General features: G+C 70.1%; 10 protein-coding genes. 6 read left to right on the forward strand and 4 right to left on the reverse strand.

The window, feature by feature from the left end:
- Positions 1-15 precede the first annotated feature (15 nt).
- Both ESP70_RS13670 and ESP70_RS13675 read right to left on the reverse strand, forming a co-directional pair.
- Positions 16-414, reverse strand: coding sequence for an arsenate reductase ArsC (locus tag ESP70_RS13670; protein WP_149689884.1), 399 nt, complete (start codon positions 412-414; stop codon positions 16-18).
- The gene (locus ESP70_RS13675; protein WP_188110632.1) at positions 407-1,153 is read right to left on the reverse strand and encodes an aquaporin; all 747 of its coding nucleotides are present in this window, start codon (positions 1,151-1,153) and stop codon (positions 407-409) included. Before ESP70_RS13675 ends, ESP70_RS13670 begins: the two co-directional genes overlap by 8 nt.
- 45 nt (positions 1,154-1,198) lie before the next feature.
- Here ESP70_RS13675 and ESP70_RS13680 point away from each other — a divergent pair, with 45 nt between their 5' ends.
- Complete coding sequence (locus ESP70_RS13680) at positions 1,199-1,870, forward strand: arsenate reductase/protein-tyrosine-phosphatase family protein (protein WP_149689886.1); 672 nt, start codon at positions 1,199-1,201, stop codon at positions 1,868-1,870.
- Here ESP70_RS13680 and ESP70_RS13685 read toward each other — a convergent pair.
- Positions 1,836-2,129, reverse strand: coding sequence for a DUF2892 domain-containing protein (locus ESP70_RS13685; RefSeq protein WP_149689887.1), 294 nt, complete (start codon positions 2,127-2,129; stop codon positions 1,836-1,838). The genes ESP70_RS13680 and ESP70_RS13685 overlap by 35 nt on opposite strands.
- A 40-nt stretch (positions 2,130-2,169) precedes the next feature.
- Between ESP70_RS13685 and ESP70_RS13690 the strand changes: the two genes are divergently transcribed.
- The 5 genes from ESP70_RS13690 to ESP70_RS20160 all read left to right on the forward strand — a co-directional run bounded on the left by ESP70_RS13690 (position 2,170) and on the right by ESP70_RS20160 (position 7,871).
- Complete coding sequence (locus tag ESP70_RS13690) at positions 2,170-3,171, forward strand: AraC family transcriptional regulator (protein WP_149689888.1); 1,002 nt, start codon at positions 2,170-2,172, stop codon at positions 3,169-3,171.
- Positions 3,172-3,194: 23 nt separating this feature from the next.
- The gene (locus tag ESP70_RS13695) at positions 3,195-4,445 is read left to right on the forward strand and encodes a PucR family transcriptional regulator (RefSeq protein WP_223148736.1); all 1,251 of its coding nucleotides are present in this window, start codon (positions 3,195-3,197) and stop codon (positions 4,443-4,445) included.
- Between the two features lie 93 nt (positions 4,446-4,538).
- Positions 4,539-6,266: a DUF3556 domain-containing protein gene (locus ESP70_RS13700; protein ID WP_149689889.1), complete on the forward strand. Its 1,728-nt coding sequence runs from the start codon at positions 4,539-4,541 to the stop codon at positions 6,264-6,266.
- Positions 6,263-7,672: a phytoene desaturase family protein gene (locus ESP70_RS13705; protein WP_149689890.1), complete on the forward strand. Its 1,410-nt coding sequence runs from the start codon at positions 6,263-6,265 to the stop codon at positions 7,670-7,672. The genes ESP70_RS13700 and ESP70_RS13705 overlap by 4 nt, the downstream gene beginning before the upstream one ends.
- Positions 7,673-7,700: 28 nt before the next feature.
- Entirely contained in the window at positions 7,701-7,871 is a 171-nt protein-coding gene (locus tag ESP70_RS20160) for a hypothetical protein (RefSeq protein ID WP_188110633.1), read from the forward strand.
- A gap of 342 nt (positions 7,872-8,213) precedes the next feature.
- Here the strand turns inward: ESP70_RS20160 and ESP70_RS13710 are convergent, their stop codons facing one another.
- Positions 8,214-11,903, reverse strand: a complete 3,690-nt coding sequence (locus ESP70_RS13710; RefSeq protein ID WP_149689891.1) for an immunoglobulin-like domain-containing protein — start codon at positions 11,901-11,903, stop codon at positions 8,214-8,216.
- Positions 11,904-11,906 lie beyond the last annotated feature (3 nt).

Here is an 11,906-nt window from a genome sequence, read left to right on the forward strand (position 1 = left end):
GCGGGCAACCAAGGATCAGTCGAGAGAGGCGATCAGCTGCTCGACGCGGGCCCTGATCTCATCGCGGATCGGGCGGACCGCGTCGATGCCCTGGCCGGCCGGGTCGTCGAGGACCCAGTCCTCGTAGCGCTTGCCGGGGAAGTACGGGCACTCGTCACCGCAGCCCATCGTGATGACGACGTCCGACGCGACCACCGCGTCATCGGTCAGCTTCTTGGGCTGCTCGCCGGCAATGTCGATGCCGACCTCGGCCATGGCCTCGACCGCGACGGGGTTGATCTGGTTGCCGGGCATGGACCCGGCAGAGCGTACGTCGATCCGTCCCTGGCCGAGCGACTGCAGGAAACCCGCAGCCATCTGCGAACGACCGGCGTTGTGCACGCAGACGAACAGGACACTGGGGCGATCAGGCATGGGGTTCTCCTTGATGGGTGTGCGGCGTGACCGCCTGCGACGGATAGAGCGCGAGGACCAGCACGATGCCGATCGCTGCGCCGACGATCTGCGCCAGGACGAACGACGGGACCGAGGTCGGCGCGATGCCCGCGAAGGTGTCCGAGAACATCCGGCCGAGCGCCACCGCGGGATTGGCGAACGACGTCGAGCTCGTGAACCAATAGGCCGCGCCGATGTAGGCACCCACTGCCGGCGCCACCACCGCCGTCCGGTCCGTCCGCACGAGCGCGAAGATCAGCAGCACCAGGCCTGCCGTTGCGACCACCTCACCGAGAAGGTGGCTGCCGCTGGCTCGTTCGTGTTCCGAGAACGTCGTGCCGACGTCGAACATCGCGTTGGCCAGCAGGGCGCCCGCGACCGCTCCCGCCGATTGCGCGGCGACGTACGGCACGATGTGGCGCGCCGAGAAGCCTTCGAGATCGCGTCGGGACAGGAACCAGTCGGCGACCGTGACCACGGGATTGAAGTGCGCGCCCGAGACCGGGCCGAGCATCAGGATGAGGACCGCGAGGCCGAGGACAGTCGCGGTGCTGTTCTCGAGAAGTTGGAGACCCGTGTCGCGCGGTGAGAGGTCAGCCGCCGCGATGCCCGAGCCCACAACGACGGTGACCAGCAGGCCGGTGCCGAGCAGCTCGGCGAGAAGCCGACGGCCGAGCGGTTGGGGAGCGGTCGCAGTCGGCGCGTCACTGTTCGTCACGAGCTCATCTTGACGTCTCACAGTCACTCAGTCAAACTCGACTCAATGACTACTGAGCGAACTGCCCTTGAGGCACGGGCGGCACACCACGCAGCGCTCGCCGACGCCGCACGCCTCGCCGTGATGGATGAGCTCACGCTCGGCGACCGGTCTCCCAGCGAGCTCCAAGCGATGCTCGACCTGCCTTCAAACTTGATGGCCCACCACCTCAAGGTGCTGGAGGACGCGGGGTTGATCCTCCGGAGGCGATCCGAGGGTGATCGGCGCCGCACCTACTTGACGCTGGTCGCCGACGCCCCCGAGGAACCGGCCCCAGCTCCGGGGCTGCGTGTGGGACGTGTGGTGTTCGTCTGCTCAGCGAACTCCGCACGCTCTCAGCTGGCGGCCGCATTGTGGCGCAGGTCCAGCACGATCTCCGTCGCATCCGCGGGGACCCATCCTGCTGAACGCGTCTCCGAGGGCGCCAAGGCTGCAGCTAAGAGACACGCACTCAAGCTCACGCGTACGAAGCCACAACGGCTCGCCGACATCGCCTCGGCAGACGACTACATCGTCGCGGTGTGCGACAACGCCTATGAAGAGCTTGGCTCCCGGGTCGCCCTGCACTGGTCGATCCCCGATCCCGTGCCGAACGGGAGTGACGCCGCCTTCGACTCGGCGTACGCGGAACTCGACCGCCGCGTCAGGAGACTCGCCCCGCTGCTGACCGCGTCGTGACCTGACCGTCGCGGATCTTCCGGCTCGAGAGCGGGCCGCCCAGCGCAGCGCTGATCCAGCACAGGTCGAAGAGGCCGGCGCTCAGCGGGAAGAAGCTCCACGTCATCGCGGCGACGCCCCACCAGTGATCGCGAAAGAGCAGCCCGAACGTGAGCCAGGCGAGACCGGCGACGAGCCGGAAGGCGCGACCGTGCGTGCCGTTGACCCAGCGGGAGAAGCCCGTGGCGTTGAACCGTGCGGCGGTGGAGTCGTGCGACATGTGCTGTCTCCCTAGAAAAAGTGGTGTCACACTCAGTCTCATGACGAGCGTCGGCGCCGACCATGACCGGGATGCCGCAGCCCCTGACCGATCCGCCGCGCTTGCCGAGGCCATCGCCCAGGTGCAGCTCTCGGGCGCGATGTTCCTGCACGGTGAGTACACCGAGCCGTGGGCGTACGAGTCACTGCCGACGCAGGACGCCACGGCGGTGCTGGCGCCCGGCGCCACGCGCATCGTCATCTTCCACGTCGTCGTGTCGGGCAGCTGCTGGGTCGAGGCCGGATCGCACAAGGTCTGGGCCCACGAGGGTGACGTCATCGTCATGCCCTACAACGACCAGCACCGCATGGGCGGTCACGAGGACGCCGAGCTGGTGCCGATCACGCAGCTCGTCGCCCCGCCGCCGTGGGACTCGCTGCCGCACATCGTCCACGGGCTCGGCGGTGCCCGCAGCGAGCTGGTGTGCGGCTACCTGGTGTGCGACGACCGACTGTTCGATCCGCGCATGCGCGTCTTCCCGCCGGTGTTCGTCGTGAGCCCGCCCGAGGGCCCCGCCCGCTCGTGGGTCAGGGCCAGCAGCGACCTCGTGCTCCAGCAGACGAGCCAGGTCGGCGACGACCGGCTCGCGGCACCGACCGACGTGCCGCAGCTCCTCCTCCGCGAGGTGCTCAAGCTCCACCTGGCCGGCGCACCCGCGACCGACACCGGCTGGCTGGGCGCCCTGCACGACCCTGTCGTCGCGCCCGCCCTCGCGGCGATCCACGGCGACCCGGCGCGCAAGTGGACCCTCGCCGATCTCGCGCGCGAGGCCACGGTCTCCTCGACGGTCCTCGACGAACGGTTCCGCTCGGTGCTCGGCCTCGCCCCGATCCGCTATCTGACGGGCTGGCGTATGCACGTCGCGGAGGACCTGCTGCGCTCGACGACCCTGCCGGTCACCGTGGTTGCACGCAGGGTCGGGTACGAGTCGGAGGAGGCGTTCAGCCGGGCGTTCAAGCGCGACCACGGCACGGCGCCCAGCGTCTGGCGGGTCACCGGCTGACGATTCGGCGGCATACTGACCCGATGGACGTCACCGCTTCGGTCGAGGAGCAGGTCTCGAGCGTCGCGCGGCAGATGCTGACGCAGCGCGACGCGTTCGCCGCGGCGCTCTTCGAGGTCACGTTGCAGGAGGTCAGCGACCTCGACCACGACAGCCGGCTGCGGGCGCTGCTCGAGGCCAGCATCAGCGAGAACATCGTCGCCGCCGTCAACTTCCTCGAGCACGGCACGCCGGTCGAGGAGCTCGACGCCCCGACCGCAGCCCTGACGTACGCCCGCACGCTCGCCCAGCGCGACGTGCCGCTGTCGGCGCTCATCCGGGCCTACCGGATCGGTCATGCCCGGTTCCTCGACGTCGCCCTCGGGCTCATCAACCCGACGGCGGACCAGATGGACGTCGTCCTGCACTTCGTCAGCCGGGCCGCGGCTTACATCGACAAGGTCTGCGAGCAGGTCGGCCGTTCGTACGAGGCCGAGCGCGATCGTTGGGTCAGCAGCCGCAGCGGCCTCCGGCAGCAGTCCGTCAACGAGATCCTGAGCGGCACGAGCAACGACATCCGGCAGGCCGAGCAGACCCTCGCGTACGCCCTGGACGGCACGCACGTCGCGCTCGAGGCGTGGCCGCACATCGACGTCTCGGGCTTCGACGTCGTCAAGCTGTTCGACGACGCCAGCAAGGTCGTGGCGCGGACCCTCAAGGCGGTCGGCCCGCCTCTGATCGTGCCCAACGACGAGCGCGAGGTACGCATGTGGTTCCGCGTACCGCCCGCGAGCGTGGTGGCGTCGACAGAGCTGGGCCGCGCGCTCGAGGCCGCCCAGCTGCAGGTGCACCTCGCCGTCGGCAGCCCGGAGGACGGCGTCGCCGGGTTCCGCCGCAGCCTCCACCAGGCCGAGCGGGTCAAGGAGATCAAGCTCGCCGGAGCCGGGCGGGCGCCACAGGTCGTGACCTATCGCGAGGTCGCACCGGTCGCCCTCATGGCAGCCGACCTGCCGCAGCTACGGGCGTACGTCCTGGCGGCCCTGGGCGGGCTGGCGGTCGACGACGAGCGGTCCGCGACGCTGCGTGAGACCTTGCGGGTCTTCCTCGACCACAACCGCAGCTACGCCGGCGCCGCGGAGGCGATGACGCTGCACCGCAACTCGATCCAGTACCGCGTCCAACAAGCCCTCGCCTCGTGCGGCCGGCACCTCGACGAGCCCGGCGTGGTGTTCGAGCTGCAGGCTGCGCTCGAGGCGGCACACTGGCTCGGCGGCGCAGTCCTCGCGAAGCCCTGAACGCCGCTTCGTGCGCACCGCACAAAGCGATGCGACAGGTTCGTCGCGCCGACATATGGTGCCGGGCAGCGGCGAGTCCGTAGCGTCCCAGCCATGGGTTTCATGTCGCCGGAGCTCCCCGAGGTCGACCACAAGACGTGGCCCGGCCTGCCGCGGGCGGAACGGCTCAAGGTGCTCTCTCGCCACTGGGTCGAGCATGGCTTCGGGACGCCGTACGCGGTCTACCTCCTCTATCTGGTCAAGTGCGCGTTCTACTGCGGCGGCGCCGCGTACGTCATCTCGCTGACCCCGGGCATCGGCGGGCTCGGCGACATCAGCACGTGGTGGGACGAGCCGATCGTCTACCAGAAGCTCGTCGTCTGGACACTGCTCTACGAGGTCCTCGGCCTCGGTTGCGGCTTCGGCCCGTTGACGCTGCGCTTCGTCCCGCCGATCGGCGGCTTCCTCTGGTGGCTGCGACCCGGCACGATCCGGCTGCCACCGTGGCCGGGCAAGGTCCCGCTGACCCGCGGTGACACCCGCACCGTCGCCGACGTCGTCCTGTACGCCGGGGCGCTCGGCTCGGCGGTCTGGCTGCTGACCCGCCCGGGCACGGGTGACCTCGGGCTGCTCGACGAGAAGGCCGCCATCCCCTTGATCGTGCTGCTCGCGGTGCTGGGGCTGCGGGACAAGACGATCTTCCTGGCCGCCCGCGGCGAGCAGTACTGGCTGACGCTGTTCCTGTTCTTCTTCCCGTACGTCGACATGGTCGTCGGGTTCAAGCTCGTGATGCTCGCGCTGTGGTGGGGTGCAGCGACGTCGAAGCTCAACCACCATTTCCCGTACGTCGTCGCGGTCATGATGAGCAACAGCCCGCTGATCCGGTCCGAGGCGATCAAACGACTGATGTATCGCGACGCGACGCACGACCTGCGCCCGTCCTGGATCCCGCGACTGCTCGCGCACGGCGGCACCGCCGTCGAGTTCGGCGTGCCGGCCTATCTCGTGTTCGTCGGCGGCGGTGGTCCGCTGACGTGGGCAGCCATCATCTTCATGGCGATCTTCCACCTCCACATCCTGTCGACCGTGCCGATGGGCGTGCCGCTGGAGTGGAACCTCTTCTTCATCTTCTCGCTGTTCTACCTGTTCGGCGCCCACTCCGAGACCGGCATCTACGACCTGACGTCGCCGGGCATCCTGTTCATCCTGGTGCCGGCGCTCGTCGGGCTGCCGGTCCTCGGCAACCTCAAGCCGCACCTCGTGTCGTTCCTGCTGTCGATGCGCTACTACGCGGGCAACTGGGCGACCAGCGTGTGGATCTTCCAGGACGACGCCACCGAGGCGCGGCTCGAGTCGGGGCTCACGACGTCGAGCCGCTTGCCGATCAACCAGCTCGCCACGCTGTACGGTCCCGAGGTCGCCGACCTGATGATGCAGAAGGGCATGGCCTGGCGGTCGATGCACACCCACGGGCGAGCGCTCAACGGCCTGATCGACCGGGTCGTCGGCGCCGAGTCGGGCCACACGATCCGGGACGGCGAGTTCGTCGCCGGCGTAGCGCTCGGCTGGAACTTCGGCGAGGGGCATCTGCACGACGAGCAGTTGCTCGAGGCAATCCAGTCGCGCTGCGGCTTCGCCGAGGGCGAGCTCCGCGTCATCGTGCTCGAGTCCCAGCCGTTCCACGTCCAGCGGCAGGCGTACCGCATCCATGACGCTGCGGCCGGACTCCTCGAGGAGGGCCAGGTCCTGGTCGCCGACATGCTCGAGCGGCAGCCGTGGCCCGAGGACGGGCCCGACTATCCGGTGCACCTGACGGAGCGACGTATGACGGGTGCGCGATGACGACTGCCACCGTCGTCGGCAGCGGACCGAACGGACTCGCCGCCGCATTGACGCTTGCCGACGCAGGGGTCGAGGTCACGGTGCTGGAGGCCCAGGACCGGTTGGGCGGCGGCGCGAGCTCCAGCGAGCTCACGCTGCCGGGACTCGTGCACGACGACTGCTCGGCGATCCATCCGCTGGCGATCGGCTCGGCGTTCGCGAAGCAGTTCGACCTCACGGCGGCGGGCCTGACCTGGCGCTGGCCGGAGGTGCAGTTCAGTCACCCGCTCGACGGTGGCCGGGGCGGCGCGGTGTGGCGCTCGGTCGAGACGACTGCCGACGAGCTCGGCGCCGACGGTCGCTCGTGGAGACGGCTCTTCGGCCCGCTGGCTGAGCGGTTCGAGGGGCTCTCGGCCGACATCCTCCAGCCGGTCCTGCACGTCCCGAAGCACCCGGTCCACCTGGCGCGGTTCGGCGCGTACGCGGCGCTGACCGTGCCGGCCCTCGGGCGGCGGTGGGAGACGCCCGAGGCCAGAGGCCTGTTCGCGGGAGCGGCGGCGCACACGTTCCGGCCGTTCTCCGGAATCCTGTCGTCGTCGATCCCGGTGGCGCTCGGCGCATCGGCCCACGCGCTGGGCTGGCCCGTCGCCGAGGGCGGTACCGGCGAGATCAGCCGCGCGATCATCGAGCTCGCAACGGCCCGCGGGGTGAGGTTCGAGACCGGCATCACCGTGACGTCCCTCGACCAGCTGGGCGGCCCTGACATCGTCATGCTCGACACCTCGCCGCGTGCAGCGGCCGACATCGTCGGCGAGCGCATGCCGGCTCGCGTCGCGCGAGCGTACCGGCGCTATCGCCACGCTGCAGCCGCCTTCAAGGTCGACTACGCCGTCGAGGGCGGCGTGCCGTGGACGCACGAGCCGTCCCGCTCCGCCGGCACGGTCCACCTCGGCGGAGGGTTCGACGAGATCGCCGCGGCGGAGCTGGCGGTGTCGAAGGGGCAGATGCCGGAGCGACCGTTCGTGCTGATCGGCCAGCAGTACGTCGCCGACCCCACGCGATCGCGCGACGGGGTGGATCCGCTGTACGCCTATGCGCACGTGCCGTCGGGCTACACGGGCGACGCCACGGAGGCGATCACGAGCCAGATCGAGCGGTTCGCACCGGGATTCCGCGACCGCATCCGGGCGACCCACGTCCGGACCACCGGCGACTTCGAGGCCGGCAACCCCAATCTCGTCGGGGGCGACATCATCGCCGGCGCCAACACGGCCCGGCAGCTGGTGTTCCGGCCACGCACGACCCTGCACCCGTACGCGACCGGCGCCCCCGGCGTCCATCTCTGCTCCGCAGCCACACCACCGGGCGCCGGCGCCCACGGCATGTGTGGCTACAACGCCGCCCGTTACGCGCTCCGGCGCGCCTGACCATCCGTTCCGACCCGAAGGAAAGCCCATGACGCCCACCGGTGCCTTGATCCTGTTCATCTGCTTCGTCGGGCCGGTCATGCCACCGGTCATCGGCTGGGCGGTCGGTGGGATCTACGACCAGCTGAAGGTCAAGCGCGAGAGCCTCGACACGCAGACCCGCCGGCGCCTGACCGAGCAGCGTCTCGAGGTGGAGTAGCCAGCAGCCGTCGCGCCTTCACGAGCCGCACCGCCAGTCGGCTGTACGGGTCGCGGGGCTCGGGGCACGCGGCGATCCAACGCTCCAGCACCTCGACCTCGGCGGCGTGGTCCCGGCGGCGGCGATGGATCACGGCCGCCCGATGCGCGTACTCCGCGGTCGGTACGCCCTCGCTGGCCCAGGCCTCGCGCTCGGCCGCCGCCATGCACTCGAGCAGCAGCTCCAGGCCCACGTCGTCCATGCCACGCGCGCGCAGCCGGTCCAGGGTCGCCACCCAGCCGCTGTGGTGACGACCCCGGACGACGGCGTCCGTGCGATCGAGCTCGCGCAGCACGGCCATGCCTATCGGAGGACCCGCAGGGTGACGGTACGGACGACCACGTCGACCGTGGGGCTGCCGCCGTACGAGACCCGCAGGCTGTACGACCGGGGGCCGAGCTTGGGCAGCGTCACCGTCGCCCGGCCCTTGGAGTCGAGCGTCACGGTGCGCTGCACGTAGTCCTTGCCACCGGCCCGGACCCGGATCGTGGCACGACCCGCGACGGGCGTCGTCGGGCTGGCCAGCACGGTCAGCTTGATCGTCGCCTTCGAGCCCGCCCTGATCTTTGACGGGATGCTGAGCGACACCTTCGACGACGCCTTGAGCACCGTGAGGGTGACGACGTCGTCCGACGCGCGGTACTCGGCGTCGCCGTCGTAGCGAACCGTCAGCTGGTTCGCTCCGACCGCGCCGAGGTCCTTCGTCCTGACCGTCACGGTGGCGCGGCCGCCGACGAGCGTCCCGGTGCCGACGAGCGTGTCGCCGTCGAGCACGCGGACCACACCGGTCGGCGTCGGTCCGGCGCCGTTGACCCGGGCCGTCACCGTGACGTTGGAGCCGTAGCGGACCTTGGTCGTCGACAGCGTCGCCACCGTCACCGAGTCGTGCAGGCCCTGACCGACGGCCGGCACGGTCACCGAGTTGGGCTCCTCGGCGTTGCCGGCCTGGTCGACCGCGCGGAACTGCACGACCGTCTCGGCGGAGCCGACCGGCACGGAGCTGCCGGTGGTCCAGTCGCCCGACGTGCCGAGCCTCGACTCGACCCGGGCCACGCCGGAGGTCTCGTCGGCGGCGACGACGGTGACCGTACGCCCAGAGGTGTCGACCGCGGCCTTGCTGATCGGCGCCGCGGTGTCGACCTTGAGGTCGAGCGTCTGCACCGGTGAGACGTTGCCGCTCGCGTCGGTGGCCCTGGCACGTACGGAGTGAGCGCCCTCACCGGTGACCGGCACCGTGACCTCGTCGGTGTCGACGGCGACCCAGGGGCCCTGGTCGACCGAGGTCTCGACCCCGGCGACCTCGCGGTCGTCGAAGCCTGTGGCGGTGACCTTGACCGGCGCGGTCCTCCACCAGCTGGCCTGGCCGTCAGGTGCGACCGGATCGGTGGTCAGCGTGACACTGGGATCGAGCGCATCGGTGACCGTCACCGTCGCCGTGGCGCGCACCGTGGAGCCGGGAGCGACGTCACCCTCGACCTCGAACGTGCCGACGTCTGCGTACGTCGCGGGATCGATCGCGTCCCAGTCGACGGTCCTGTCGGCCGTCGAGCCGTCGGCGAGGTGCACCGTCGCCTTCTCGGGCAGCACCGGAGCAGTGCCGGCCTTGGTCGTCACGGTCACCGGGTCGACCGACTCGACGAGCAGGTCCGGCTGCAGGTTGAGGCGCATCCGGTCGAGCTCCTCCTGGGTGACCGGAAGGACCGTGCCGTGCCGCGGGCTGCTCGGCAAGTCGGCGTCGGGCACCGCCGTCCAGTCAGCTGACGCGATGTCGTGCGTCTCGAACGCCATGTAGCCCTGACCGCCGTGATAGCTCGGCTGGTCGATGAACATGATCCAGTGGTCCGGGTCGTCGTTGTCGCGGAACACCGTCGGCCCCTCGCCGCCGGTGAACGTGCCGCCCCACGGGTTGGGCTGGCCGAGGCCGAGCTTCTCCTTGACGAGCTGCCAGCCCGGCGTCGACGTCGTGGTCGGCAGCGAGCCGGTGACCGTGGCGAGGAGGTCGGTCGACTTCTCCTGGCGCGGGATCATGTAGGCCTCGTCCTTGACGACGCGATAGAACGTGTCGCCGTCCTTGACGACGGTCGCGTCGATCATGCCCTTTCCGGTGCCGCGCTTGACGTCGATCCACGGCTTGGGGTCGCTGAACGTCACGAAGTCGCGCGTCGTGGCGTACATCATGCGCTGGTACGACGTGTTGATGTCGCGGCCCGCGGTGTCGGTCGTCGGGTAGAGCGCCGACGCCCAGTAGACGACGTACTCGCCGGTGTTCTCGTCGTAGTACGACTCCGGCGCCCACGTGTTGCCGGCGAAGTCCGACGACACCTTGACGTGCCGCTGGTTGCCCCAGTGCACGAGGTCAGTGGACTCCCAGACCTCGAGATACTTGCTGCCGGTCTCCTGCGCCTCGCCGAAGTCGACCGCCGGGTACGCCTTGAGGTCGGTCGCAAGCAGGTAGAAGCGGTCGCCCTCGTGCGAGCGGATGATGAACGGGTCGCGCAGCCCCTTGGTGCCGAACTGCGAAGCGAGGACGGGCTTGCCGTCGTTGAGCTCGTCGTAGTCGAGCGGGTCGTCGCCCTTGCTCGCGCCCATGTAGATCTTCTCGCCGTCGTCCGTGCTCTCGCCGGCGAAGTAGGCGAATGCGTACGCCTCGAAGTCGAGCGCGGCCGGGGCCGGCTTGACCGTCACGACGATGTCGCGGGTGTCGGTCGTCGAGTTGAGCGTGCCCGTGGCGGTCAGCGTGACGTCGACGGGGTCGGCGCCGTGCGCCGGGCGGGTGACCTCACCGGTCGGCGTCACGACGGTGGGCTTGGACGACGCCCAGCTGACGGTCGTGCCCGACGAGCCCTTGGTGGGCAGCGTGAGGTTGCCGCGCACGTCATCGGGGTGCACGAGCTCGATCGCGTCGAGCGCCGCCTGCACCTTGCCGGCGTCGTCGAGCTCGTCCTCGAGCACCGTGACCTGGAAGTCCTTCGTCGTGCTCACGGCGCCGTGGGTGATGGTCGCCGTGAGGGTGACGATGGCGTCGCCGGCACCGTGCGCGGGCCGGGTCACGGCGCCTGCGCTGCTGATGGTCGACGGGGCCGACGAGGCCCACGTGATCGTCGACCCTGCGGAGCCCTTGGTCGGCAGCGTCAGGTCGGCGGTGATCGCCGAGGTGTCGCCCAGCGCCAGGGCAGCCTTGTCAGCCGTGGTCACGTCGGTCGACGTCGCGGCCGACAGCGTCGCCGCGTCACCGGCGTCGAGCGCCCGGTCGTAGATGCGGAAGTCGCGGATCGTGCCCTTGAACGACAGGTCGCCGGCATAGGCCGATCGGCCGATGACGTTGCGCGTCGTCGTGCCGTCCGGTTCACCGAGCTGCGACGGCTTGGCGGTGACGTTGGAGTTCGTCGCGACGAGCACGCCGTCCTCGTACAGCTTGCTGGTGCCCGGGGCTCCCGGCGTGCCGCCGTCGACTGTCAGGGTCACGTGCTTCCACACGCCGGTGCTCAGGCCACCGGCCCGTGAGGCACTCTGTTCGGTCGCGTAGCCGCCGGCCGCCATCGTGCCGCGGTAGAACCCCCCAGCGTCCTTGCCGGTCACGAACAGGTAGCCCGTGCCGTTGGGGTACGTCGCGAGGTTGCCGAGGTTGAACATGAACCAGTTGCCGCTCAGCGTCGGGTCGACCTTGACGTCGAAGTCGACGCTGACGTCGTCCAGGCCCGCCAGCAGGTTGTTCGGCAGCGTGATCGCGTTGCCGCTGCTGTTGGACCCTCCGCCGAACGTGAAGCCGTCGCCGGCGTTCCACGACGCGGTGCCGGCCACGGTGCCGTTGCGGCCGTGGCCCGACGAGTCCACTGCGGTGGTGCCGCTGGTCTCGTCGAGCTTGTACCAGGCGACGAGGCCCGTGGACACGTCACTGGCCGAGGCCGGCATCGTCGCCAGCCCCGTCGCCGTGACGGCCACGCTCATGGCGGCGGCGATGAGTCCGCGCGAGACCTTGGTGGTGATCTTCATGGA

It is taken from the genome of Aeromicrobium ginsengisoli (genome assembly GCF_004134905.2).
Classification (GTDB): Bacteria; Actinomycetota; Actinomycetes; order Propionibacteriales; family Nocardioidaceae; genus Aeromicrobium; species Aeromicrobium ginsengisoli.

Excerpts from the sequence above, each read along its gene's own strand:
- ESP70_RS13695 (WP_223148736.1), top strand. The coding sequence starts at position 3,195 with ATGGACGTCACCGCTTCGGTCGAGGAGCAGGTCTCGAGCGTCGCGCGG.
- ESP70_RS13705 (WP_149689890.1), top strand. The coding sequence starts at position 6,263 with ATGACGACTGCCACCGTCGTCGGCAGCGGACCGAACGGACTCGCCGCC.
- ESP70_RS20160 (WP_188110633.1), top strand. The coding sequence starts at position 7,701 with ATGACGCCCACCGGTGCCTTGATCCTGTTCATCTGCTTCGTCGGGCCG.
- ESP70_RS13685 (WP_149689887.1), bottom strand. The coding sequence starts at position 2,129 with ATGTCGCACGACTCCACCGCCGCACGGTTCAACGCCACGGGCTTCTCC.
- ESP70_RS13700 (WP_149689889.1), top strand. The coding sequence starts at position 4,539 with ATGGGTTTCATGTCGCCGGAGCTCCCCGAGGTCGACCACAAGACGTGG.
- ESP70_RS13710 (WP_149689891.1), bottom strand. The coding sequence starts at position 11,903 with ATGAAGATCACCACCAAGGTCTCGCGCGGACTCATCGCCGCCGCCATG.
- ESP70_RS13680 (WP_149689886.1), top strand. The coding sequence starts at position 1,199 with ATGACTACTGAGCGAACTGCCCTTGAGGCACGGGCGGCACACCACGCA.
- ESP70_RS13670 (WP_149689884.1), bottom strand. The coding sequence starts at position 414 with ATGCCTGATCGCCCCAGTGTCCTGTTCGTCTGCGTGCACAACGCCGGT.
- ESP70_RS13690 (WP_149689888.1), top strand. The coding sequence starts at position 2,170 with ATGACGAGCGTCGGCGCCGACCATGACCGGGATGCCGCAGCCCCTGAC.